Source organism: Ligilactobacillus pabuli (assembly GCF_022836475.1).
GTDB classification, from domain to species: Bacteria; Bacillota; Bacilli; order Lactobacillales; family Lactobacillaceae; genus Ligilactobacillus; species Ligilactobacillus pabuli.
Map to the genome: position 1 here is coordinate 85,572 of NZ_BQXH01000003.1, position 24,669 is coordinate 110,240.

At 43.0% G+C, this 24,669-nt stretch carries 20 protein-coding genes and 1 tRNA gene; 17 read left to right on the forward strand and 4 right to left on the reverse strand.

Annotated elements, in window-relative coordinates:
* The first annotated feature begins 202 nt into the window (after positions 1–202).
* The 9 genes from LPAF129_RS02425 (at position 203) to whiA (ending at position 12,335) form a co-directional block, all read left to right on the forward strand.
* Positions 203–1,930 carry a phospho-sugar mutase gene (locus LPAF129_RS02425; RefSeq protein WP_244054567.1) on the forward strand — a complete coding sequence of 576 codons (1,728 nt, stop codon included), beginning with the start codon at positions 203–205 and terminating at the stop codon, positions 1,928–1,930.
* A 245-nt stretch (positions 1,931–2,175) separates the two neighbouring features.
* Positions 2,176–4,173: an excinuclease ABC subunit UvrB gene (gene uvrB, locus LPAF129_RS02430; RefSeq protein WP_309296495.1), complete on the forward strand. Its 1,998-nt coding sequence runs from the start codon at positions 2,176–2,178 to the stop codon at positions 4,171–4,173.
* A gap of 49 nt (positions 4,174–4,222) precedes the next feature.
* On the forward strand, positions 4,223–7,057 hold the full coding sequence (gene uvrA, locus LPAF129_RS02435) for an excinuclease ABC subunit UvrA (protein ID WP_244054568.1): 2,835 nt from the start codon (positions 4,223–4,225) through the stop codon (positions 7,055–7,057).
* A gap of 79 nt (positions 7,058–7,136) precedes the next feature.
* Positions 7,137–7,610, forward strand: a complete 474-nt coding sequence (locus LPAF129_RS02440) for an S-ribosylhomocysteine lyase (RefSeq protein WP_244054569.1) — start codon at positions 7,137–7,139, stop codon at positions 7,608–7,610.
* Between the two features lie 146 nt (positions 7,611–7,756).
* A complete protein-coding gene (locus tag LPAF129_RS02445) occupies positions 7,757–8,416 on the forward strand; it encodes a serine dehydratase beta chain (protein ID WP_244054570.1) in 660 nt (219 codons plus the stop codon).
* A gap of 16 nt (positions 8,417–8,432) precedes the next feature.
* Positions 8,433–9,314, forward strand: a complete 882-nt coding sequence (sdaAA, locus tag LPAF129_RS02450; RefSeq protein WP_244054571.1) for an L-serine ammonia-lyase, iron-sulfur-dependent, subunit alpha — start codon at positions 8,433–8,435, stop codon at positions 9,312–9,314.
* A gap of 98 nt (positions 9,315–9,412) precedes the next feature.
* Positions 9,413–10,297 carry an RNase adapter RapZ gene (gene rapZ, locus LPAF129_RS02455; protein WP_244054572.1) on the forward strand — a complete coding sequence of 295 codons (885 nt, stop codon included), beginning with the start codon at positions 9,413–9,415 and terminating at the stop codon, positions 10,295–10,297.
* The gene (mgfK, locus tag LPAF129_RS02460; RefSeq protein ID WP_244054573.1) at positions 10,294–11,313 is read left to right on the forward strand and encodes a gluconeogenesis morphogenetic factor MgfK; all 1,020 of its coding nucleotides are present in this window, start codon (positions 10,294–10,296) and stop codon (positions 11,311–11,313) included. The genes rapZ and mgfK overlap by 4 nt, the downstream gene beginning before the upstream one ends.
* An 80-nt stretch (positions 11,314–11,393) precedes the next feature.
* Positions 11,394–12,335 (forward strand): DNA-binding protein WhiA, encoded by a 942-nt coding sequence (gene whiA / locus LPAF129_RS02465; protein WP_244054574.1) that lies wholly within the window; start codon positions 11,394–11,396, stop codon positions 12,333–12,335.
* A 57-nt stretch (positions 12,336–12,392) separates the two neighbouring features.
* Here the strand turns inward: whiA and LPAF129_RS02470 are convergent, their stop codons facing one another.
* Together LPAF129_RS02470 and LPAF129_RS02475 are read right to left on the reverse strand one after the other, a co-directional pair.
* On the reverse strand, positions 12,393–12,986 hold the full coding sequence (locus LPAF129_RS02470; protein ID WP_244054575.1) for an ATP-dependent Clp protease proteolytic subunit: 594 nt from the start codon (positions 12,984–12,986) through the stop codon (positions 12,393–12,395).
* A 396-nt stretch (positions 12,987–13,382) separates the two neighbouring features.
* Positions 13,383–13,454, reverse strand: a tRNA-Arg gene (locus LPAF129_RS02475).
* Between the two features lie 86 nt (positions 13,455–13,540).
* Between LPAF129_RS02475 and rpoN the strand changes: the two genes are divergently transcribed.
* The 8 genes from rpoN (at position 13,541) to smpB (ending at position 22,948) form a co-directional block, all read left to right on the forward strand.
* A complete protein-coding gene (rpoN, locus tag LPAF129_RS02480) occupies positions 13,541–14,869 on the forward strand; it encodes an RNA polymerase factor sigma-54 (protein ID WP_244054576.1) in 1,329 nt (442 codons plus the stop codon).
* A 290-nt stretch (positions 14,870–15,159) separates the two neighbouring features.
* On the forward strand, positions 15,160–16,188 hold the full coding sequence (locus tag LPAF129_RS02485; RefSeq protein ID WP_244054577.1) for a sugar-binding transcriptional regulator: 1,029 nt from the start codon (positions 15,160–15,162) through the stop codon (positions 16,186–16,188).
* Positions 16,189–16,249: 61 nt separating this feature from the next.
* Positions 16,250–17,263 (forward strand): type I glyceraldehyde-3-phosphate dehydrogenase, encoded by a 1,014-nt coding sequence (gene gap / locus LPAF129_RS02490; protein ID WP_244054578.1) that lies wholly within the window; start codon positions 16,250–16,252, stop codon positions 17,261–17,263.
* Between the two features lie 153 nt (positions 17,264–17,416).
* Entirely contained in the window at positions 17,417–18,610 is a 1,194-nt protein-coding gene (locus tag LPAF129_RS02495; RefSeq protein WP_244054579.1) for a phosphoglycerate kinase, read from the forward strand.
* An 83-nt stretch (positions 18,611–18,693) separates the two neighbouring features.
* Positions 18,694–19,449 (forward strand): triose-phosphate isomerase, encoded by a 756-nt coding sequence (gene tpiA / locus LPAF129_RS02500; protein ID WP_244054580.1) that lies wholly within the window; start codon positions 18,694–18,696, stop codon positions 19,447–19,449.
* Positions 19,450–19,653: 204 nt separating this feature from the next.
* Positions 19,654–19,890, forward strand: coding sequence for a preprotein translocase subunit SecG (gene secG / locus LPAF129_RS02505; protein WP_244054581.1), 237 nt, complete (start codon positions 19,654–19,656; stop codon positions 19,888–19,890).
* Between the two features lie 84 nt (positions 19,891–19,974).
* On the forward strand, positions 19,975–22,389 hold the full coding sequence (gene rnr / locus LPAF129_RS02510) for a ribonuclease R (protein ID WP_244054582.1): 2,415 nt from the start codon (positions 19,975–19,977) through the stop codon (positions 22,387–22,389).
* Positions 22,390–22,483: 94 nt separating this feature from the next.
* Complete coding sequence (gene smpB / locus LPAF129_RS02515) at positions 22,484–22,948, forward strand: SsrA-binding protein SmpB (protein ID WP_244054583.1); 465 nt, start codon at positions 22,484–22,486, stop codon at positions 22,946–22,948.
* Between the two features lie 177 nt (positions 22,949–23,125).
* Here smpB and LPAF129_RS02520 read toward each other — a convergent pair whose 3' ends face one another.
* Together LPAF129_RS02520 and LPAF129_RS02525 are read right to left on the reverse strand one after the other, a co-directional pair.
* Positions 23,126–23,650, reverse strand: a complete 525-nt coding sequence (locus tag LPAF129_RS02520) for an LURP-one-related/scramblase family protein (RefSeq protein WP_244054584.1) — start codon at positions 23,648–23,650, stop codon at positions 23,126–23,128.
* A 50-nt stretch (positions 23,651–23,700) separates the two neighbouring features.
* The gene (locus LPAF129_RS02525; RefSeq protein WP_244054585.1) at positions 23,701–24,570 is read right to left on the reverse strand and encodes a Cof-type HAD-IIB family hydrolase; all 870 of its coding nucleotides are present in this window, start codon (positions 24,568–24,570) and stop codon (positions 23,701–23,703) included.
* Positions 24,571–24,669 lie beyond the last annotated feature (99 nt).

Sequence of the window (24,669 nt, forward strand, 5' to 3'; positions counted from 1 at the left end):
ACTGGGTGTAAGTCAGTCGAAGTTGGTCCCAGTCGAGCAGTCACTGTAGGAAAGTCCCATTTTGGATAGTTCGACGACGATCACAGCGGGTTATTTTGCAGCCAAAATGCGGAAGCGCTGGCAAAAATCTGGATTTTAGTGGTAATCAAGCGACTGAATGGCTATACTAGAGTGAGATGTAAATTAATGAGGAGTGAACTAAATGAGTTGGGAAGATACTTATGAAGTTTGGAAAAATAACGCTAATTTAGAAGCAAGTTTAAAAGAAGAATTGGATTCCTTAGCTGGAAACCAAGAAGCATTAGAAGATGCTTTTTATGCACCGCTTGAATTTGGAACAGCCGGAATGCGCGGGATTCTTGGCGCAGGTGTGAACCGCATGAATATCTACACGGTTCGTCAAGCAACGGAAGGACTAGCCTCCTTTATGGAGACCTTAGCTGCTGAAATTAAGCAACGCGGTGTGGCGATTTCTTATGATTCACGTCATCATTCACAAGAATTTGCGTATGAAGCAGCGCGGGTATTAGGCGCTCATAACATCAAAGCTTTTGTGTTTGAAAGCCTTCGTCCAACCCCAGAATTGTCTTACACAGTTCGTCACTTACACACTTATGCTGGGATCATGATCACTGCCAGCCATAACCCGAAAGAATATAATGGTTACAAGATTTATGGTGAAGATGGGGCACAGATGCCACCCAAGGAATCAGATCTGATCACGAAATATATTCGCCAAGCCGAAGATTTATTTGCAATCAAGGTCGCAAACAAAGATGATCTCTTGGCAAACGGCTTACTAGAAATTATCGGTGATGCAGTTGACCAAGATTATTTGGCTGAAGTTAACCAGGTAACGATCAACCGTGAGTTGGTTGAAAAAGAAGGCGAAACCATGAAGCTGATCTTTAGCCCATTACACGGAACGGGTGCAATGTTGGGTGAAAAAGCTTTGAAACAGGCCGGCTTTAAGAACTTCACGATGGTTCCTGAACAGGCAATCACAGATGGCGACTTCCCGACAGTTAAAAAACCTAATCCAGAAGATCCAGCTGCCTTTGATTTGGCAATCAAGTTGGGTCAGCAGCAAAATGCTGACTTGCTGATCGCGGTTGACCCTGACGCTGACCGTTTGGGTGCCGCTGTTCGTCAGCCAGATGGTGAATATCAATTACTGACAGGTAACCAGATCGCAGCCTTGATGTTAAACTACATCTTGGTAGCGCATGAAAAAGCTGGGACATTGCCAGCCAATGCGGCCGCAGTTAAATCCATCGTTTCTAGTGAATTTGCGACAAAGATCGCTGAAAAGCATCACACTAAGATGATCAATGTTTTGACCGGCTTTAAGTTTATTGCCGAACAAATCAAGGAATTCCAAGCTAATCACCAACAGACCTTTATGTTTGGGTTTGAAGAAAGCTATGGCTACTTAACGAAACCATTCGTGCGTGATAAAGATGCGATTCAATCCTTAGTAATGTTAGCCGAAGTTGCAGCCTTTTATCGCGAACAAGGCAAGAACCTCTATGATGGTTTACAAGATTTGTTTGCCGAATATGGGTACTTCGCTGAAAAGACAATTTCATTAACATTTGACGGAATCGAGGGCGCTTCACAGATCGAAGCCTTGATGACTAAGTTCCGCAAAGAAGCACCTAGTGAATTTGCCGGCTTCAAGGTGGCAGCATTAGAAGACTTTACGACATCTGAAAAGACTTTGGCAGATGGTACGGTCGAAACAATTAACTTGCCACAAGCCAATGTCTTGAAATACTTGCTAGCCGATGGAACTTGGATCGCCATTCGTCCTTCTGGGACTGAACCAAAGATTAAATTCTATATCGGGACTCAAGCAGCTACTGCAGCAGAAGCCGCCGAAAAACGGGCAGGCTTTGAAAAAGCACTCAACGAGTTTACACAAGAGTAATTAAAACACTGAGTGAAACGGAACTTTCTGTTTCATGCAGCTCAACTTTAAAACAGCGGGTTTTAGCTAGTGTCACACTTCTGAATAGGGAAGTGTGATGCCGGCTGAACCGGCTGTTTTTTTACGCTGATGGTCGGAATTCATTTGGCAAAAGAAGTTAAAATTATCGCGAAAACATGTTCGGTATGCTACAATATATTGTGCTGGCTATGGCCAAAAACGGAGAGATGATTGGGGGAATAATTGTGATCGAAAGACAAGATGGACGTGAATTTGACTTGGTTTCTAAGTACCAGCCGACTGGTGACCAACCGACTGCGATCAAACAGTTAATAGAGGGCATTGAACAGGGAGAAAAGGCACAGATCCTGTTAGGAGCGACTGGGACTGGGAAAACTTTTACGATTTCAAACGTCATTAAAAATATCAACAAACCGACACTAGTACTAGCTCATAATAAGACCTTAGCGGGTCAATTATATGGAGAATTTAAAGAATTCTTTCCTAATAATGCGGTGGAGTACTTTGTTAGTTACTACGACTACTATCAACCAGAAGCATACGTTCCCTCGAGTGATACCTATATTGAAAAAGATTCAAGTATTAACGATGAAATTGATAAACTGCGCCATTCAGCGACGAGTTCATTATTAGAACGTAATGATGTGATCGTAGTGGCTTCAGTGTCTTCCATTTTCGGGTTAGGGGATCCTACCGAATATCAGGCCCACACCATTTCGATTCGAGTGGGGCAAGAAATTGAACGTAACCGCTTATTAGGTCAACTGGTAGATATTCAGTTTGAACGCAACGATATTGATTTTCAACGGGGACGTTTCCGGGTTCGCGGGGATGTCGTGGAAATTTTCCCTGCCTCACATGATGACCGGGCGTTACGCGTGGAATTTTTTGGCGATGAGATCGACCGGATCCGCGAAGTTGATCCGTTAACGGGTGAGATCTTGGGTGAACGAGAACACGTGGCAATCTTTCCAGCGACCCATTTTATGACGAATGAAGAGCGAATGGAAGAAGCCGTCAATGGAATCAGTGCTGAACTACAAGAGCAGCTGACCAAATTAAGGGCCGATAATAAACTCCTGGAAGCACAACGATTAGAGCAACGGACGACCTATGACATTGAAATGTTAAAAGAGATGGGGTATTGTTCTGGAATCGAAAATTATTCGCGCCATATGGATGGCAGAAAACCGGGACAGCCGCCATATACCTTACTGGACTTTTTCCCAGAAGACTTTTTGATCGTGGTGGATGAATCACACGCAACGATGCCTCAAGTTCGCGGGATGTACAACGGGGACCGGTCGCGGAAGCAAATGTTAGTTGATTATGGTTTTCGTTTGCCAAGCGCTTTGGATAATCGGCCGTTAAAATTAGCTGAATTTGAAAAACATGTTCATCAAATCGTCTATATGTCTGCCACTCCTGGACCATATGAACATGAACAAACTGATGATGTAGTTGAACAAATTATTCGACCAACAGGTTTGTTGGATCCAGAAGTCGAAGTGAGAAAGACTGAGGGTCAAATGGAAGACTTAGTCAGTGAGATCAACGCCCGCGTTGAGAATCATGAACGGGTCTTTGTAACGACTTTAACTAAGAAGATGGCAGAAGATCTGAGTGACTACTTCAAGGAACTGGGCATTAAGGGCAAGTACTTGCATTCAGATATTAAAACTTTGGAACGAACTGAAATTATCCGCGACCTACGGCTAGGGAAGTTTGATGTGCTGGTCGGGATCAACCTGTTACGAGAAGGAATCGACGTGCCGGAAGTCTCGTTGATCGCAATTTTGGATGCTGATAAGGAAGGCTTTTTACGCAATGAGCGTTCGTTGATCCAAACGATTGGACGGGCAGCGCGGAACGAACACGGCCACGTGATCTTGTATGCTGATAAAGTCACTGATTCGATGCAAAAGGCGATGGATGAAACAGCTCGCCGGCGTCAGATTCAGCAACAGTACAACCAGGACCACGGAATTACGCCGCAAACGATCAAAAAAGAGATCCGGGCTTCTATTTCAGGTGTCTTACCAGTTTCAGGTAAAACAGAAGACACAGGAGTCGTTGACTTTGCTAAGATGAAGAAGTCTGAGCAAAAAGAAATGATTGCTGGGCTAGAAAACCAGATGAAGCAAGCATCCAAGCAGTTAAACTTTGAAGATGCTGCCACTTTACGTGATACCATCTTAGAATTGAAAGCAGAGATCGAATAGACTGCGACACCGTTAGTTAGCTAAGAACAGTGTGAAAGAGGGAAATAGGTTGGCACAAGATAAAATTGTGATCCATGGCGCACGCGCGCATAATTTGAAAAATATTGATGTTGAGATCCCGAAAAATAAGTTAGTTGTCATGACCGGACTATCTGGTTCAGGGAAGAGTTCCCTAGCCTTTGATACTTTGTATGCTGAAGGCCAACGTCGTTACGTAGAAAGTTTGTCCGCGTATGCTCGACAGTTTTTAGGTCAAATGGATAAGCCAGACGTGGACTCAATTGATGGTTTATCGCCCGCAATTTCGATCGACCAGAAGACGACATCGAAAAATCCACGGTCAACGGTCGGAACTGTCACAGAAATTAACGACTATTTACGCTTATTGTGGGGGAGAGTCGGCACGCCAATCTGTCCTAACGATGGGCACGAAATTACGAGCCAGTCACCGGAACAGATGGTTGACCGCGTTTTGGCATTACCAGAACGGACTAAACTGCAAATTTTGGCACCGGTAGTCCGGGCTAAAAAAGGCCAACATAAGAAAGAATTAGCGAAAATTAAACGTGAAGGTTTTGTGCGCTTAATTGTTGATGGTGAAATGCATGACGTAGAAGAAGACATTGAGCTGGACAAGAATTTGCAACACTCGATCTCAGTCGTGGTTGACCGGATCATGGTCAAACCTAGTGCGAGGTCCCGGCTGTTTGATTCCTTTGAATCAGCGCTGCGTTTGTCAGGCGGCTATGCATTTGCGGATGTGATCGATGGTGAAACGCTCCAGTTTTCCGAAAATTTTGCCTGCCCGTATTGCGGATTTACGATTGGGGAATTAGAGCCGCGACTATTTTCGTTTAACGCACCATTTGGGGCTTGTCCAGAATGTGACGGTTTGGGTGTGAAATTAGAAGTCGATGTGGACTTAGTTGTGCCCGATAAGAATAAGACTTTAACTGAAGGGGCTTTAGCACCGTGGAATCCGATCAGTTCACAATATTACCCGACTCTGTTGCAAGAGGCCTGTGAAAAATTCGGAATTGATATGGATACGCCATTTAAAAAATTAACTAAAAAACAACAAAATATTGTTTTATACGGAGCGGGCGAGAAGACTTTCCACTTTGTCTTTGAAAATGACTTTGGCGGTAAACGTGACCTTGATATGCAGTTTGAAGGGGTCGTTAACAACGTTTCTAGGCGGTACCACGAAACAAACAGTGACTTTACGCGCGATGTGATGCGCAAGTATATGACGAGTTTAACTTGTCAGGCTTGTCATGGTTATCGTTTAAATGAAAAAGCTTTGGCAGTTAAGATCAACGGTCAGCACATTGGGGAAGTTTCAGATTATGCCATTGGCGAGTCCTTAGACTTCTTTAATGACTTACATTTTTCAGAACAAAATGAACAGATTGCTCGCCCAATTTTAAAAGAAATTCGGGATCGGTTAGCCTTTTTGCAAAATGTAGGCCTCAATTATTTGACCTTAAGCCGTTCTGCCCGGACTCTTTCTGGTGGGGAAGCTCAGCGAATTCGGTTAGCCACACAAATTGGTTCTAACCTTTCTGGTGTGATGTATATCTTGGATGAACCATCAATTGGTTTACACCAACGAGATAATGATCGTTTGATCGCCTCTTTGAAAAAAATGCGTGATTTGGGAAATACCTTGATCGTGGTCGAACATGATGAAGATACGATGCGCGCCGCTGATTATATTATTGACATTGGGCCAGGAGCCGGAGTTAACGGTGGTCAAGTCATGGCGAGCGGAACTCCTAAACAAGTCCAACGGGCTAAAAAGTCGATCACCGGTCAGTATTTAGCAGGCAAACGGTATATTTCAATTCCTAAAAAACGGCGTGCTGGTAATGGTGAGTTTGTCACAGTCACTGGGGCTAGTGAAAACAACTTAAAGGACTTAACCGTTAAATTCCCATTAGGCAAGTTTATTACGGTAACTGGGGTCTCAGGTTCCGGCAAGTCGACTTTGATCAATATGATCTTGAAGCGTGCTTTGGCACAAAAGCTGACACATAACTCTGAAAAGCCGGGTAAATACCAGACGATCAGCGGCTATGAGTCTCTGGAAAAAGTAATCAATATTGATCAATCGCCAATTGGTCGAACTCCCCGCAGTAACCCGGCGACTTATACGGGTGTCTTTGATGACGTTCGGACTCTTTTTGCCCAAACGAATGAAGCTAAGATGCGTGGTTACAACAAAGGACGTTTTAGTTTTAACGTCAAGGGTGGCCGCTGTGAGGCCTGCAAGGGTGATGGAATCATCAAAATTGCGATGAACTTCTTGCCGGATGTCTATGTTCCCTGTGAAGTTTGTCATGGAACACGCTTTAATTCTGAAACTTTGGAAATTGAGTATAAAGGACATACAATTGCGGAAATTTTGGAGATGACGGTGGAAGAAGCTTTGGATTTCTTTGCACCTATCCCTAAGATCAAGCGCAAACTGCAAACGATCGTGGATGTCGGTTTAGGTTACGTTAAACTGGGGCAGCCAGCAACGACCTTGTCTGGTGGGGAAGCCCAACGCATGAAGCTGGCTTCAGAGCTGCACCGGAAGTCAAACGGCAGAACTTTTTATATCTTAGATGAACCAACGACTGGTTTACATTCTGAAGATGTGAAACACTTGTTGGCAGTCTTGCAGCAGTTAGTTGATAAGGGCAACACGGTCTTAGTGATCGAGCATAATTTGGATGTCATTAAGACCTCTGACCATTTGATCGACCTGGGACCTGAGGGCGGCGATGGCGGCGGCCAAGTCGTTGTGACTGGGACCCCAGAAGACGTTGCTGCCTGTCCTGAAAGTTATACCGGTCAATATTTAAAGGATATTTTAGCAAATGGCACTTACGAATAAGTGAGCGAATGATTTGCATTTTGGGCGGTAAATGCTAAAGTAACTTTAATGGATCTAATTCAAGATTGGAGAGATGATTTTGGCAGAAGTTGAAAGTTTTACATTGGATCATACAGCAGTTAAGGCACCTTATGTTCGTTTGATCACGACAGAAGAAGGCGCAAAGGGCGACGTGATCGCTAATTATGATTTACGTTTAGTGCAGCCCAATGAAAACGCAATTCCAACGGCAGGTTTGCATACGATCGAACACATGCTGGCAGGATATTTACGTGACCATCTTGATGGTGTGATCGACTGTTCTCCATTTGGTTGCCGGACAGGTTTTCATTTGATCACTTGGGGTGAACATGACACCGTTGAAGTGGCACGGGCTTTGAAAAAATCCTTAGAAGAAATATCTCAAGCTTCATGGGAAGATGTGCAAGGTACTGATATTAAGAGTTGCGGTAATTACCGTGATCACTCCTTGTTCTCAGCCCAAGAATGGTCTAAAAAAATCTTGAGCGAAGGAATTTCTTCCGAACCATATGAACGTAAAGTAGTTGAATAAGCATTAGCAAAAAGACTCAGGGCAAAACCTGGGTCTTTTTTCTTCGGGAAAAATTGAACTGCCTGTTTGCTAACGGCCTTAAAAAATATATAATTGGAAGTAATTGGAACAGTCTGGAATAGAGCGGCAGAAAAGGGGCGGCAACGATGAATGAAAAATATCAGAGTGTTTTTGATATCGTGGGACCAGTGATGGTGGGGCCGTCGAGTTCGCATACAGCTGGTGCAGCTAAATTAGGCTTTGCTGCCGGTAAGCTCTTACCCACACGTCCGGACAAGATTCAAATCGATTATTACGAGTCTTTCGCCAAGACCCACGCTGGGCACGGAACAGATTTTGCCATTGTTGCGGGAATTTTAGGGATGGAAACCAATGATCCGCGGTTGCCAGAGTCCTTGGACCTGGTACATGAACTGGGCATTCCCGTGCAGATCAATGAAATGCAGACTCCCAGCCCGCTTGGACATCCCAATACGGCGCAACTGACCTTGTGGGCCGGGCAGAAGAAAGTTAGTTTGTGGGGAGATTCGATCGGCGGCGGTAAAATCGAGGTCAAACAAATTCAGCTGGGAGAAAAGACCTTGGAATTACCTGGTCCTCTGCCAGTCCTGCTCTTTTCTTGTCCGCCCAGCCGGTTACCGCAGATTTTGGCAAAAATGGCGACGCTGTCAGTGGTAGTGACCGCCCAAAATTTTTGTCAGTTAAATCAAACGGAAAATTTGTATGCACTGAATTTACAAAAAGAAATTGCACCAAAAAGTGAATTGGAACTCTCACAGTTGTGTCATAACTTAATTTGTCTTTAGGATGTTAGGTGGAAAAATGTACAAAAGTATTGCAGAAATTGTGCAGGCCGCACAAGAACGACAACTCTCGCTGGCCGAGCTAATGATTGAACAAGAATGTGAACTTTCGAAAAAAACGGTCGCAGAAGTCCGAACTAAAATGCAGACCCAGCTCCGGGCAATGCACGCTGCAGCGGTGCGCGGGACCCACGGAAAAGGTGTTGCTTCAAGGACTGGTTTAACTGGACAGCAGGCTGCCAAATTGGTCAAATATCACCAGGAGGGCCATAGCCTGTCGGGAGATACTGTCTTAACGGCCTTAGAAAACGCAGTGGCTACCAATGAGGTCAACGCCGCGATGGGTGTCATTTGCGCTGCACCAACAGCCGGTTCGGCGGGGACTTTACCAGGAGTGTTATTTGCTTTGAAAAAAAGATTAGCGCTGAGTGAAGAAGACGAAGTGAATTTTCTGTTTTGTGCCAGCGGCTTTGGACTTATTGTGGCAAACAACGCAACGATTGCCGGGGCGACAGGAGGATGTCAGGCTGAAGTGGGAAGTGCTTCTGCGATGGCAGCTGCCGCAGCCGTGGAAGCTAGTGGCGGGACCCCGCAACAATCAGCGGAGGCCTTTGCTTTTGCCCTCAGCAATTTGTTAGGCTTAGTCTGTGATCCTGTGGCCGGTTTAGTCGAGATCCCCTGTGTGAATCGTAATGTGGTAGGGGCCGTTAATGCTTTAGCGGCAGCTGATCTGGCCTTGGCGGGATTGACGAGCCAGATCCCGGCAGATGAAGTGATCTTAGCCATGAAAGACGTCGGACAAAGAATGCCGCGTGAATTACGGGAAACAGGCTTAGGGGGTCTGGCTGCCACACCGACGGGGACCGAGATTGCCTTTAAAATTTTTGGTCAAGAAGCTTAACTGTTAGTAATGAATAACTTAAGAAGAATAAAATATGATGACACGCCCGGATTGTTGTGGTATTGTTATCAAGGATGTTTGAAATTGGAGGAGCAATAATGAGTGAACAATTTGAATTAGTAATATTAACTGGGATGAGTGGGGCAGGTAAAACTGTGGCCATGCAGAGTTTTGAAGATTTAGGCTACTTCTGTATTGATAACATGCCGCCCAGCTTGATCCCTAAGTTTTATGAATTATTGCAAGATTCAGGGAAGGTTACAAAAGTTGCCTTAGGGATCGATCTGCGTTCGCGGTCTTTTTATGACCAAATTATTGAAATTTTACAAAGCGTCGAAGATCATCAGGCGGTCCATATTAAGATCGTCTTTCTTGATACCTCCGATGAAGAATTAGTTGCTCGGTATAAGGAAACCAGGCGGGCACATCCTTTGGCACGAGCCGGTCGCTTATTGGACGGAATTGCCAAGGAAAGAGAATTACTCGCTGAAATTAAGACCCAAGCTCAGCTGGTGATCGATACTACCAAGCTGTCACCGCGTCAATTACGGGAAGAAATTTTCCATACTTTTGAAAGCGGCAAGGAAACACCTTTCCACGTGGAAGTAATGTCATTTGGGTTTAAATATGGGTTGCCAATCGATGCTGATATTGTGATGGATGTTCGCTTTTTGCCTAATCCATACTATATTCCAGAACTAAAGGATCAGACTGGCTTAGACCAACCTGTTTCTGACTATGTGATGAGTTCAAAAGGGGCAAAAAGCTTTTATGAACAGTTTGCGGGCTTGTTAGAAGAAATTTTACCTGGCTACGTGAATGAAGGAAAATCAAGTGTTGTGATCGCCATTGGCTGTACTGGCGGGCAACATCGTTCAGTTGCTTTGACTCAGATGATCGGGCAAAGATTACAAAAACAGTATCCGGTCCGCATCTCACACCGTGATATGAACAAGCGGAAGGAGACTGTGAACCGCTCATGATCAATCTTAACAGGAATAACCAGCGCCCTAAAATCGTGGTGATTGGCGGAGGGACTGGTCTACCAGTCGTTTTGCGCGGGTTGCATAAACAAAACGCCGATATCACTGCCGTTGTGACCGTTGCCGATGATGGCGGATCTTCCGGCGTGATCAGGGATTATATCAACGTGGTCCCGCCTGGAGATATTCGGAATGTTTTGGTCGCACTGGCAGATGTGCCAGAGATTTATGAGGATATTTTTCAGTATCGTTTTAACAGTCAAGATCAGTTTTTTTCAGGACATGCGATCGGTAATTTAATTATTGCAGCATTGTCCGAAATGAATGGCGACGATATTTTTTTGGCGGTACAGAAGCTGTCACAGTTAATGAGAGTCGATGGAAAAGTCTACCCTGCTGCAAGTGTTCCGTTGGTTTTAAACGCTGAATTTAGCGATGGAACGCAGTTGGCTGGAGAAGCTGAAATTACAGCTGCTGGAAAAAACATTGAAAAAGTGTGGGTCACCAGCACGAATGGCACGAAACCAGAAGCACGTCAGGAAGTAATTGACGCAATTTTGGAAGCTGATCAGATCGTCTTAGGACCTGGGAGTTTGTTTACGAGTATCTTACCGAATTTGATGATTGAAAATGTAGGTCAAGCGGTCTGCCAAACTCAGGCTGAAGTGGTTTACATTTGTAATATCATGACGCAAAAAGGGGAAACCGAGAAGTTTACGGATGCTGACCACGTGCGAGTTTTAAACCGGCATTTGCATGAGAATTTTGTGGACACTGTTTTAGTCAATACGGAACCAGTGCCGCAGGATTATTTGAATCATCAGAAATATAATGAAATTTTAGACCAGGTCAAGTATGACTTTAATGGGTTGCGTGAACAAAATTGTCGGGTAATTTCAGATAATTTTTTGGAACTGCGGAATCAAGGAGTTTTCCATAACGAAAACAAAGTTGTGGATGAATTGATCAGGTTAGCGGGACGACCGAATTCGTGGGTCGCTGATCGTTTTAATTAAAAACAGGGCACAAAAAATTAAGGTGGGCTGGAAAGTTTTCTGGCGCACCCTTAGTTTTGTCTAGGGAAGGAGGCAGTTAAATGTCATATGCTAGTGAGGTCAAAAAAGAGTTAACGACCTTAGAAGTTAGTCACGAACAAAATGGTAAGGCCGAACTGATGGCACTGATTCGAATGAACGGCGCGTTGAGCTTGATCGACCACCAATTCGTGTTAAGCATTCAAACGGAAAATCCGGCAACAGCCAGGAGAATTTATTGGCTGTTGGAAAAATTTTATGGCATTAAAAGTGAGTTAATGGTGCGGCGGAAGATGAAGTTAAAGAAAAATAACTTGTACATTGTACGTTTGCGGACGGGGACGAGTTACGTTTTGGAAGACTTGGATATTATCGATGGTCTTCAAATTAAACAAACAGTGACAAATAGCTTTTTGACTACCGATGGGCCAGTACGTTCTTACTTGCGCGGTGCCTTTTTAGCGACTGGGTCGGTCAATAACCCGGAGACCAGCCGTTACCACTTGGAGATTTATTCTTTATACGAAGAACATAACAACTCGATCTGCGAGATGATGAACCATTACCAGCTCAACGCACGTAAAACAGAGCGGCGCAGCGGCTATATCACCTATTTAAAAGAAGGGGAGAAGATTGCTGATTTTCTATCCCTGATTGGTGCAACGAGTTCGATGCTGAAGTTTGAAGATATTCGGATCATGCGTGATATGCGAAATTCGGTCAATCGGATCGTGAACTGTGAAAATGCGAATATGAATAAGGTTGCCGATGCAGCTACTAAGCAAATACAAAATATTGAGTTTTTGGATGAGACAGTGGGGTTAAACAAGCTGCCTGTTAAGTTGCAACAAGTGGCGCGAGCTCGGGTGATTCATCCAGATGTTAGTTTGAAGGAACTAGGGGACTTGGTCGAAGGCGGTCCAATTTCTAAATCAGGAGTCAATCACCGTCTGCGCAAACTCAATGAGTACGCTGCTAAAGTCCGAGACGGAACTTTTAGCTAAAATAAAAAAGAGGTGTTATTCCATTTTCAGGAATAACGCCTCTTTTTAAATCATTGTTTATTTAGCTTGCTTTTTGTTTTTCATGATACCATCGATCAAACCATAGTCAACGGCTTCTTGAGCAGTCATGAAATGATCACGTTCAGTATCGCGGTTGATTGTTTCAAGGTCTTGTCCAGAACTTTCGGATAAGATCTGGTTGATCAGCTTCCGTGTCTTCAAAATGTGCTCAGCAGCGATTTGAATTTCAGTTGATTGACCTTGAGCACCGCCCAATGGTTGGTGAATCAAGATTTCAGAGTTAGGTAAAGCAAAACGCTTGCCCTTTGCACCAGCAGTTGAAAGGATCGAAGCCATTGAAGCTGCCATCCCTAAAACAATTGTTTGGACATCTGAATTGACGAAGTTCATGGTATCGTAAATTGCCAAACCAGCTGAAACAGAACCACCTGGTGAGTTGATGTACATGTAGATATCTTTTTCAGAATCTTGTGCATCTAAGAAAAGTAACTGAGCAATCACAGCATTAGCCATATCATCAGTAACTTCACCTGAGACCATGATGATCCGGTCTTTTAATAAACGAGAATAAATGTCATAAGCACGTTCCCCTTGGGGAGACTGTTCAACGACTGTAGGTACTAAATTCATATTCAAAAACCTCCTGTTTCAAAATTTCTTGCATGAAATTCGCTTTCATGGCTTTGATTTATAGTTTACCTTATAGGTCAAAAAAGGTCAAACTTTTCGCACTTCTTTTTTGCTTAAATTTAAGATTTTTTTGACCGATAGTAATGTCAGGGACCTTGGCACGATTTTTCCAGTCTGGAACCAGCTGATACGTGCACCGCGATAGACGAATTTCGCGAATAAATGTATAATAATACTACAGTCTTAAAAGAGCAGTAAAGCGTGGATTCACTTGAAAGAAAGCGCTGGCTCAAACTGACTGATCGTTCGAATTTTGGTGGGATCGTTGAGAACGGATTCCAAAAAAAGGACACAAAAAAAGCTTGATCACTCAAGCTTCAACCGTTAATTCAATGATGCGCCAGCAGGGAGTCGAACCCTGATTACAAGAACCGGAATCTTGTGTGCGATCCATTACACTACCGGCGCGTACTAGATTATTTTAACGTAAATGAAATAGAATTACAAGGTAAATTTATAAATAATTATGTAAAAAGTCAAAAGGAGAAATTTGTATGGCACTGCAACAGGATTTTAGTCAACAACAAAATCAAATCCAAAAGCTTGCGATGACACAAAGCATGCAGCAATCGATCCGAATGCTGAAGTTTAGTGCCGATGAGTTGCAAAGCTTCTTAAAACAACAGGAATTAGAAAATCCGTTTATCGTCGTTAATCCGCGGCGACAGGGGAGCAGTGCGAATGTTATTAGCACAACTAGTGCTGCAAGTAGTGAAACTGATTGGACTGAATATACTACCAGCAGAAAACAACGGTCACTAGATGACTACCTGCTAGATCAGGTTCATTTGACCATGAGAAAAACGCCATTGCGTGGCTGGGTTATTTTTTTAATTGAACATTTGGATTCAAACGGATACTTAGATCTGGATCTTGAGCAACTGTTAACTAGTGATTTGCTGGATAAAATCACCTTGATCGATGCTTTGACCTTACTACAGGAATTAGATCCACCTGGTGTGGGGGCAAGGAACTTGCAAGAGTGTTTACTGTTGCAGATCCAACATGATCGTTTTGCGCCGCTTGGTGCTGAAGAAGTGATCAGCAGCGACTTTGAAACGTTTGTTGACCGGAAATGGCAGCCATTGGCTAAAAAGTATGATTTAACGCTAGGCCAGCTGCAAGAGATCTTAGACTATATTCAAACTCTGTCACCAGCACCAGGTGCTGAGTATAGTCAAGATGAAGTGGGATACATTCGACCAGATTTAATTTTAGAAGTGGGACCAAATGATGAGTTAACTTTGAAAATGACGAAACAGACGCACCCGAAAGTTGTTTTTCGTGATAATTATTTTCAAGAAATGTTGCAAAGTGATGATCCGCAAGTCAAAAAGTATGCGGAAAGTAAGAAAAAAGATTATGCAGAGATCTACCGGGACATTGAACAGCGGGGAACGACTTTACTGCGGGTCGGCAATGAGATCATTAAGTATCAACGAGCATTTTTGTTAGATCCTAGCCAATCTTTAACACCGTTGTTATTACGTGATGTGGCTAACCACCTCCACTTGCATGAATCGACTATTAGTCGAGCAGTAAATGGTAAGTACTTGCAAACTAAAAATGGAGTTTATGAATTAAAATCATTCTTTTCACAGGCAGTTAATTATAGTCAAACTGGAGAAAAATTAACGGCGCAAGATGTGAAGGACCGGATCAAGGCCGAAATTATGGCCGAAAATCCTGCTAAGCCGTTATCTGATCAAAAAATCAGTGATTTATTAGCTAAAGAGGGACTAAAATTGTCCCGCAGAACGGTAGCAAAGTACCGTGAACAACTCGGAATCAGCGGCTCAAGCCGGAGAAAGAAATATTCGTGAAAAAATAACGTTCTGGTATTTCATGGGTAGCTACAGCCTTTCATAAAAATAATTCGTATTTTCACAAATATCGGCTAATTAACCGTCAGTGTTGAGAAGAAAAGCTGAATTTTGATGAAACGCCTAGAAAATTACTTGAAAAAATTAGTTCACATGGCTTGCAATAAATGGTCATTGTTGTTATAATTTTCTTGTAAATAAGGAAACAGCCCAGTGAGTTTTCAGTGGAACTGTTGAACTTATTTAAATAGATTGTTGGACATTATCAGTCCCAAAGGGAGAGACAAGCAATGCACCGAGAACTTGAGTGGATTCAAGCTGTCGTTCCCGATATGATCAATGTCTTAAGTCGGCGGTTTCTGGTTTTGAAGTCAATTGGAACTGATCGACCAGTAGGACGTAGAAGTTTAGCTGCTCAACTTAATTTAAGTGAGCGCGTTTTACGGACTGAAACTGATTTTCTGAAAGAACAAGGCCTAATTTGCTCTAGCAAGGCGGGCATGAGTTTGACAGAGAACGGTGCATTGGTCGTTCGAAGTTTGACTGCTTTTATGAATCAAATGTTACCGTTACGAGCAACTGAGCAAAAGTTAAATGCCTTGTTTCAAGGTAAACGTTGCTTGGTAGTTCCTGGAGATAGTGATTTAAGCGAAAATGTTGTCAGTTTGATGGGACAGGCTGTGAATGATATTTTACAGGCACTGCTTCCGTTGGGTGAAAATATTATCGCTGTAATGGGTGGAACAACCATGGCCACCGTGGCCCACTCCTTAGATGATTCACTATCAGAACAACGCGACTTGATGTTCGTACCTGCCCGTGGCGGGATCGGAGAAAGAGTCGATGTCCAGGCCAATAACGTTTGTGCACAGATGGCTGAACAAACAGCCGGACAGCACCGGGCGTTATATGTTCCTGAACATGTCAGCGAGAAAACTTATGAGCCGTTATTACGTGAACCTGCAGTGCAGGAAGTGATCGCAATGATCAAACGAAGTAATGCGGTGATCCATAGCGTTGGTGAAGCAATTCCGATGGCGGAGAGACGTTCGATGCCTCAAAGTGAAATTGACTTCTTGAAAAGCAACGGCGCTGTCGGGGAAGCCTTTGGTTATTTCTTCAATAAAGAAGGACAGATCATTAAGAAGCTTTCACGGATTGGATTGCAACTCAAGGATCTCGTGTCGGTGAAGTGTGTTGTTGCCGTGGCCGGTGGTGCTTCAAAAGGTCATGCGTTGGCAGCATATATGAAACTCGCTCCAAGTCAGACGTTTTTAATTACTGACGAAGGGGCTGCAAATGTGATTTTAAAAGGGTAGTGTTTAGCGGCATTATCTTTTAAAATAAATTTTTTATTTCCTAAAGGAGGAAAATATTAGTATGACTACTAAAGTAGGTATTAATGGCTTTGGCCGTATCGGCCGTTTGGCATTCCGTCGTATTGCAGAAACATCAAAGGATTTGGAAGTTGTTGCGATTAATGATTTAACATCTCCAGCAATGCTCGCACATTTGTTGAAGTATGATACAGCGCATGGTCAATTTGCTGGCGAAGTTTCAGCAACAGACAATGCTCTTGTTGTTGACGGCAAGACAATCCCTGTATATGCAGAAGCTGATGCACGCAATATTCCTTGGGTTAAGAATGACGGCGTAGATTTGGTACTTGAATCAACAGGTTTCTACACATCTACAGAAAAAGCAACTGCTCATTTGGACGCAGGTGCAAAACGTGTTCTTGTTTCAGCTCCAGCTGGCGACATGAAGACAATCGTTTACGGTGTTAACGATGACACAATGACAGCCGACGACAAGATCGTTTCAGCTGCTTCATGTACAACAAACTGCTTGGCACCTCTTGCAAAGGCTGTTAACGATGCATTTGGTATCAAAGCAGGTACAATGACAACTGTTCATGCTTACACAGCTACACAGAAGTTACAAGATGGTCCTGACAAGAAGGGTAACGTTCGTGCTGCACGTGCCGCTGCCGCTAACACAATTCCTCATTCAACTGGTGCCGCTAAAGCTCTTGGCTTGGTAGTTCCTGAATTGAACGGTAAATTGGATGGCCATGCACAACGTGTGCCAGTTATCACAGGTTCATTGACAGAATTAGTTACAACTTTGGACAAAGAAGTTACAGCTGACGAAGTTAATGCTGCTGTTAAGAAAGTTACTGATGGTAACGAATCATTTGGTTACAATGCTGACAGCATCGTATCTTCAGATATCATCGGAACAACATTTGGTTCAGTATTCGACCCTACACAAACACAAGTTGTTGGTGAAGGCGAAGGACAAGTTGTTAAGACTGTTGCTTGGTATGACAACGAATCTGGTTTTACTGCACAAATGATCCGTACACTTGAAAAATTTGCTAGCATGCTTTAATATTCGCCTTTAAGCGAATATGACGCCTGCATGGCGCTAATTAAGGCGGGGGGAGGCAAAACTTCCTCCGCTTTTTCTTTGAAATAAGTTTAAAGTTTGCTAGCGCAGCTTGGACTCGTTGACAAACTTGGATAAATCAATGGAGGATTTTCAATGGCTAAATTAACAGTTTCAGATCTTAAAGATCTTAAAGGAAAAAAAGTCTTGATCCGTGTTGACTTTAATGTTCCTTTGAAAGACGGCAAAATCGGTGATGATAACCGGATGGTAGCTGCATTACCAACAATCAAGTATATTACTGAAAATGGTGGTAAAGCCATCTTGTTCTCACATCTTGGCCGTGTGAAGAAGGAAGAAGACAAGAAAGAATTAACTCTACGTCCAGTAGCACAGCATTTAGCTGAATTACTCGACAAACCAGTCACATTCGTTCCTGTAACACGTGGACCTCAATTGGAAGAAGCTATTGGTAAATTGGCTGACGGCGACGTGCTGTTAGTTGAAAATACTCGTTTCGAAGATTTGGATGGCAAAAAAGAATCAGGTAACGATCCTGAACTTGGCAAGTACTGGGCTTCTCTTGGCGACGTTTACGTCAACGATGCTTTTGGTACAGCTCACCGTTCACACGCTTCTAACGTTGGTATTGCAAGCAACATGGACCAAGCTGCTGCCGGCTTCTTATTAGAAAAAGAAATCAAGTTCTTAGGTAATGCTGTGGATAACCCTAAGCACCCATTTGTTGCTATTCTTGGTGGTGCTAAGGTTTCTGACAAGATCGGTGTGATCGATCACTTATTGTCAAAAGCTGACAAAGTTATTATCGGTGGTGGGATGACTTACACATTCTACGCTGCTAAAGGCTTGAAGATCGGTAACTCTTTAGTTGAAGAAGACAAGATTGATTTGGCTAAAAAGATTATCGACAAAGCTGGCGACAAGTTAGTCTTGCCAGTTGATAACATTGTTGCCCCAGAATTTAACAACGATGCACCTAGCGAAGTTGTTGAAGGCGACATTCCTGATGGCCAAATGGCATTGGATATCGGTCCTAAATCAATTGAATTGTTCAAGGATACTTTAAAAGATGCTAAGACAGTTGTTTGGAATGGACCAATGGGTGTCTTTGAAATGAGCAACTTTGCTAAAGGAACACTTGAAGTTGGTGAATTCTTAGGTACTTTGACTGATGCTTCAACAATCGTCGGTGGTGGTGATTCAACAGCCGCTGTTAAGGAACTTGGCGTTAGTGATCAACTGACACATATTTCTACCGGTGGTGGAGCTTCATTGGAATACCTTGAAGGTAAAGAATTACCAGGTATTGCAGCCGTTTCAGATAAATAGTCATTTAGAAAATAAAAAATTTATGATAGTTGCGAGTTGTTAGTACGGCCCGCAATTATTTTTTTAAAAGGAGAAGATATTTAATGCGTACACCAATTATTGCAGGTAACTGGAAATTAAACATGAACCCAGAACAAACTGCTGAATTTGTTAAAGCTGTTAAAGATCAATTACCAACAGACGGAAGTGTAGAAGCCGTAATCGGTGCTCCTGCCGTTGACTTGCCAGCCTTGCTCGAAAACCGTGCCGGCTCAAGTTTGAAAGTTGCCGCTGAAAACTGCTACTTCGAAGATGAAGGTGCCTTTACTGGTGAAACTTCACCAAAAGTTTTAGCTGAAATGGGCGTTGACTACGTAATTATTGGTCACTCAGAACGTCGCGAATACTTCCATGAAACAGACGAAGACATCAACAAAAAAGCACATGCCATCTTTAAGAATGGTTTAACACCAATTATTTGCTGTGGTGAAACTCTTGAAACACGTGAAGCCGGCAAATACCAGGAATGGGTTGAAGGACAAGTCACAGCTGCTTTGAAAGATTTGACAGCTGACCAAGTTGCTTCACTTGTAATTGCTTACGAACCAATCTGGGCCATCGGAACTGGTAAAACAGCTTCTTCTGACCAAGCTGAAGAAGTTTGTGGAATTGTTCGCCAAACAGTTGCTAAATTGTATGACCAAACAGTTGCTGACAAAGTTCGGATCCAATACGGCGGTTCAGTTAAACCAGCTAACGTTGCAGAATTAATGGGCAAAGAAAATATCGACGGCGGCTTAGTCGGTGGTGCTTCATTAGTTCCAGAATCATACGTACAATTGGTTAACTTCAACAAATAATTAGTTGTCCAAACTAAGCAGCTTTCTCTTTAAAAGGGAAAGTTGCTTTTTTGCGTTGTGGTCAAAAAATTAGTATAATAGAACTACTATTAAATTCAGACAGAGAAACTAGCTGAATCAAGCCGAGTCTTATTGTGTTATCAGGTATTTTGTGCTAAATTAGAATAGATGTAGGTTACCTAGATAGGTAAGGAGGAAACTTGTTTGTACAATACATTATTGACCCTATTGCTGATCGACTCAGTGTTAATTATCATTGCTGTTTTGATGCAACCAGCAAAGAACGATAATGCCGCGTCCGCGTTGTCAGGTGGAGCAGCTGACCTATTTAGTAAACAAAAGCCACGCGGTTTTGAAGCTTTTATGCAGAAGATCACAGCTGTTTTAGGCGTTTTATTTTTCGTTTTGGCGCTGGCTTTGGTATATATTTCTTCACATTAACTTTGAAGTAAAACCTCCTGCACAGTTCAAACAGGAGGATTTTTTGTTTGTTAAAGTCAAAATTGGTATGATACGGGGATTTAGATGAATAAAGAAAATATAATTGAAAAATTAACCGGCTTTTTTGAAGCAGAACCAACCCAGAAATTTTCTGTCGAACAAATGGTTCAAAAGCTCGGTATGGAAGGTGCTGGACAGTTTAAGTTCGTAGTCCAGGCCTTGACTCAACTCGAACATGACAAAAAGGTCTTGTTAGACGATGAGGGTCGCTTCTCATGGAATGTCGCAGCAGACACCGCAGCCTTAACGGGGATCTTCCACGCTAATGACCGCGGCTATGGTTTTGTGACGGTTGATCCAGAACAACCAGATTATTTTATTAATCCAACCGCAACGATGTCCGCTTTAAACGGCGATGAGGTTCGGATCGAAGAAACAGGCGCTGGAGATCCAAAGATCAACAAACGTCCAGAAGGTAAAATTGTTGAAATTATTGCACATTCACTGACACAGGTCGTGGGTGAATTTCAGGATGCCGCTGATGAAAACTTGCCAGCTGGGATCTTGGGCTTAGTACATTTGAAAGATAAGAAATTATCGAATTTCAAGTTTTTACTAGAAGATAAAGGCTTACATCCGGTTGCCGGAGAAGTCATTTTGGCAGATATTTCTGCTTATCCTAGTGCGGCTTTACCTGGCTTATTAAAGGGTGTTGCCGTGAAAGTCTTGGGAAATGTTAATGATCCGGGAATGGATATCTTGCAGGTCGTTTATGAACATGAGATTCCTCATGAATTTCCAGATGATGTCATGGAGCAGGCTGAAAAAACTCCTGATCATGTGACTGAGCCTGAACGTGAGGGTCGGGTCGATTTGACTGACCAAAAATTAGTGACGATCGATAGCATCGAATCTAAAGATTTGGACGACGCTGTTAACGTGTGGAAACTGCCAAACGGTAACTTCCACTTAGGTGTTCATATTGCTGACGTGTCCCATTATGTTCAGCCTGGTACACCGCTTGACCGTGAAGCCTACGAACGGGGAACTTCCGTTTATTTGACTGACCGCGTGATCCCAATGTTGCCAGCTAAGCTGTCAAACGGGATCTGTTCTTTGAACCCACACGTTGAACGGTGTGCGATGACGTGTGAAATGGAAATTGATGCTGCTGGTAAAATCGTGAACCACAAGATTTTCCCAAGTTTGATCAAGTCAACTGAACGAATGACTTATATCGCCATCAATAAGATCGTCGAATCACATGATGAAAAAACGATGGAACAGTATCAAGAACTTGTTCCAATGTTCCAGGACATGGCCGAATTGCACAAAATTTTGTTGAAGATGCGGAAGCGTCGTGGTGCCATTGAATTTGATGATACCGAAGCCAAAATTATTGTGGATGAACAAGGTCACCCAACTGATATTCAGTTGAGAGAACGTGGGACCAGTGAACGCATGGTGGAATCATTTATGTTAGCGGCTAACGAAACCGTTGCTGCACACTTCCATGCATTGAAAGTTCCGTTCGTATACCGGATCCATGAAACTCCTAAACCTGAAAAGATCGAAAACTTGTTTGAGATCTTAGGGACTTTAGGCATTGAAGTGGCTGGTAAGAAGACCGATGTTAATCCGAAGATGATGCAGAGTATTTTGAAGAAAGTTGCTGGCAAGCCGGAAGAAGCCATGGTTTCAACGATGGTCTTGCGCTCAATGCAACAGGCGAAGTATTCACCACAGCCTTTAGGACATTTTGGGATCGCTGCGGATGACTATACGCACTTTACTTCACCGATCCGTCGTTATCCGGATCTGATGGTGCATCGCTTGATCCATTTATACCTAGAACAAGGTTTAGGTCAAGAACAACAAGACAAGTATGCTGATCAGTTAGATTCATTAACAACTCATACTTCAGAAGCTGAACGTCGGGGAATTTCTGCTGAACGTGATACAGACGCCATGAAGAAGGCAGAATTTATGTCTGACCATGTTGGCGAAGAATTTGATGCGGTGGTTAGTTCAGTCACTAAATTTGGGATGTTCATTGCTTTACCAAATACAGTTGAAGGTTTGATCCACATTAGTCAGATCCAAGACGATTATTACGAATATTTGGAAAAACAAATGGCTCTAGTTGGACGACGGACCAAACAGACATACCGAATCGGTCAGCCAGTCAAGGTCAAGCTAATTAATGTCAACGTTGAACAAAAAGAAGTTGACTTTACTTTAGCTGAGCCAGGTCAAGCACCTAAGTCTGATTTGTTAGACGGGGTAGAATTACCTGATCGTCGACCAAAGCGGAATAATGACCATCGCGGCCACCGCAACAATTTCCATCGTCAGGGCGGTTCAAATCACAAACGTCCGAATGGCAATAATAACCGAAATCGTCGTAGCAATAATGGCGGACATTCAAGTCGGCCACAACGTCAAGGCGGTTCACGGTCGAACTACAAGAGTAATCAGTCATCTAATCGCAATCGATAATAGATGAGCTCTACATTAAATTTGCGAAGTGGTCATTAACAGGTAAAAAACTACTAGTTGATTTCTGCTTGGCATTCAGTGGAGGATGAGCGAAATGGTTCAGAAAAAACAGCATTCACGTCCCTTGGCTCAAAACCGGAAGGCGAGTCATGATTACTATATTTTAAGCACGATCGAGGCAGGGGTTTCTTTAACCGGAACTGAGATCAAATCAGTTCGTGCTGCCCGGATCAATTTGAAAGATGGTTTTGCCCAAATCAGAAATGGTGAAGCATGGTTGATGAATGTCCATATTTCACCCTATGATCAGGGAAATCAGTTTAATCATGATCCTTTGCGGAATCGAAAACTTCTTTTGCATAAAAAAGAAATTCTCAAACTTGAGCAGGAAACCTCTAAAAAAGGGATCACACTTGTACCACTCAAGGTTTACATTAAACATGGTTTTGCGAAAGTTTTAATTGGGGTTGCCCAAGGTAAACGTGATTACGATAAGCGTGAGTCGATCAAGCGTCGTGATCAAGAACGTGAGATTCAACGGACACTCAAGAATTATTAATTTCTAGTCAAAAACATGTTCAGTAAAGTTAACGTGGACATTAAAACACAAAAAAGCAGGCTTTAGTATACTCCTAGAGGAGTGTACTAAAGCCTTTTTTGGTGCAGCTTAGTTTTAAACGAGAAAAACAGAACCCTACCTGATCAGATAGAGTTCTGTTTGATTGGTACGGTAATGTTAGTCAAAAGTGGGGCGGGCGTGGTGGACATGACGTTGAGGTTCATGGACATGTTTACCAGTAGTCGCCCAATAATCCAAGACTGCCGCAATACATAAACATAAGGGTTCATCAGCCTGGTGTTGAACCTGAAACTTAATGTAGGGCTGACCGTGTTTTTCGATATCACCAGTTTGCATGACATTGTCACGACCAGCGTAGACGCGATAGCGAAAGTTCGTCAAGTTGCCAATTAAAAACCAGTTGAGTCCCTTAACGAACAACATTTCAGAACTGACCCCGTAGTACCGGCGAAATGAGCCAACTTTTCGACCAGAGACATATAGGTCAAACCGAGGAAAAAAACCAAGAGAAGATTGTTTGATCTCCGCTAAAAGTTCCCCTGAAACGGTATGGACTTCTATGGTGTCGTGAACTAGTCCCCAGCGACCAGTGATAAAATAAATAATGTGATCGTCATGATCTTTAATGGTCGTGACGCCTTTTTTTGAAAAACCGATCCGTTGTGCATATAAGGACCGCATGACTCGTTCACTTCCTATCTCTGACCGTCAAGTGGCTGTTGCCGCTGCTTTTATGGTAATAGGGCTAACTGTTCTTCAATTGCTTTACCAGCACCATTTTCAGTGTTGCGGGTGGTGAGGTGGTTGGCTGCTAATTTAATTTCGTCGGTGGCATTTTCCATCGCATAACTGATCCCTGCCGCTTTGATCATCGATAAGTCGTTATTGTTGTCGCCTAAGGACATGACATTATCTAATGGAACGTTGAGTCGGTCCGCATAAGCTTGCAAGGCGAGCCCTTTTTGAGCATTAATATGGTTAATTTCGATATTACCAGAGCCTGATGAAGTGATCACCAGAGATTTATGCTTGGCAATTTGACTCCGAACTTGGGCTAAACCGGCTTGACCTTCCGGACTAAAAGCAACAATTTTAAAAATCTGAATGTGTGGGTCAGAAACGAGATCATAGTAGTTATCAACGTAATTAATGTCCATTAATTCCAGCCGAGCTGACGCTAAGCTGACCGCTAGTTTGAAAGGCGTTGAGGAATCAATACTAGATAATAATTCAGCAAAATTTTCAATTCGAGCTGCACGGTTATCTGAACAAACACCGATCGAAGTGATCACTTCAAAATAAAGTCCAGCTTTTTTTAACAAAACCATTAATTTTTGCGCCATCGTATCGGCAAGCGGGGCAGAACTTAATGTTTTACCATTTTCATCAAGAACTAGTGCACCGTTTAAAGTGATCAACGGACAGGAAACACCTGCTTGATCCAAGAGGGGTTTAACTTCTTTATAGGCACGTCCAGTCGAAACAATAAAGTTGACGCCTTTTGCTTGGGCGTGTTTAATTGCGGCGACATTGTAATCTGAAATAATCATTTGGTCGTTAAGCATCGTTCCGTCCATATCTGAAGCAATTAATTGTAACATCTTCTCGTGACCTCACTTTTCTTTTCTCCCATCCATTTTATCATGAAGATTAGTGAAGTTCGATAGATTTAGATTAGAAGAATTCAAAAAAACAAGCAA

Bases quoted from the DNA above. Each gene is read 5' to 3' on its own strand.
- LPAF129_RS02425 (WP_244054567.1), top strand. From the start codon at position 203: ATGAGTTGGGAAGATACTTATGAAGTTTGGAAAAATAACGCTAATTTA.
- LPAF129_RS02445 (WP_244054570.1), top strand. From the start codon at position 7,757: ATGAATGAAAAATATCAGAGTGTTTTTGATATCGTGGGACCAGTGATG.
- sdaAA (WP_244054571.1), top strand. From the start codon at position 8,433: ATGTACAAAAGTATTGCAGAAATTGTGCAGGCCGCACAAGAACGACAA.
- rapZ (WP_244054572.1), top strand. From the start codon at position 9,413: ATGAGTGAACAATTTGAATTAGTAATATTAACTGGGATGAGTGGGGCA.
- mgfK (WP_244054573.1), top strand. From the start codon at position 10,294: ATGATCAATCTTAACAGGAATAACCAGCGCCCTAAAATCGTGGTGATT.
- whiA (WP_244054574.1), top strand. From the start codon at position 11,394: ATGTCATATGCTAGTGAGGTCAAAAAAGAGTTAACGACCTTAGAAGTT.
- LPAF129_RS02470 (WP_244054575.1), bottom strand. From the start codon at position 12,986: ATGAATTTAGTACCTACAGTCGTTGAACAGTCTCCCCAAGGGGAACGT.
- rpoN (WP_244054576.1), top strand. From the start codon at position 13,541: ATGGCACTGCAACAGGATTTTAGTCAACAACAAAATCAAATCCAAAAG.
- LPAF129_RS02485 (WP_244054577.1), top strand. From the start codon at position 15,160: ATGCACCGAGAACTTGAGTGGATTCAAGCTGTCGTTCCCGATATGATC.
- gap (WP_244054578.1), top strand. From the start codon at position 16,250: ATGACTACTAAAGTAGGTATTAATGGCTTTGGCCGTATCGGCCGTTTG.
- LPAF129_RS02495 (WP_244054579.1), top strand. From the start codon at position 17,417: ATGGCTAAATTAACAGTTTCAGATCTTAAAGATCTTAAAGGAAAAAAA.
- tpiA (WP_244054580.1), top strand. From the start codon at position 18,694: ATGCGTACACCAATTATTGCAGGTAACTGGAAATTAAACATGAACCCA.
- rnr (WP_244054582.1), top strand. From the start codon at position 19,975: ATGAATAAAGAAAATATAATTGAAAAATTAACCGGCTTTTTTGAAGCA.
- smpB (WP_244054583.1), top strand. From the start codon at position 22,484: ATGGTTCAGAAAAAACAGCATTCACGTCCCTTGGCTCAAAACCGGAAG.
- LPAF129_RS02520 (WP_244054584.1), bottom strand. From the start codon at position 23,650: ATGCGGTCCTTATATGCACAACGGATCGGTTTTTCAAAAAAAGGCGTC.
- LPAF129_RS02525 (WP_244054585.1), bottom strand. From the start codon at position 24,570: ATGTTACAATTAATTGCTTCAGATATGGACGGAACGATGCTTAACGAC.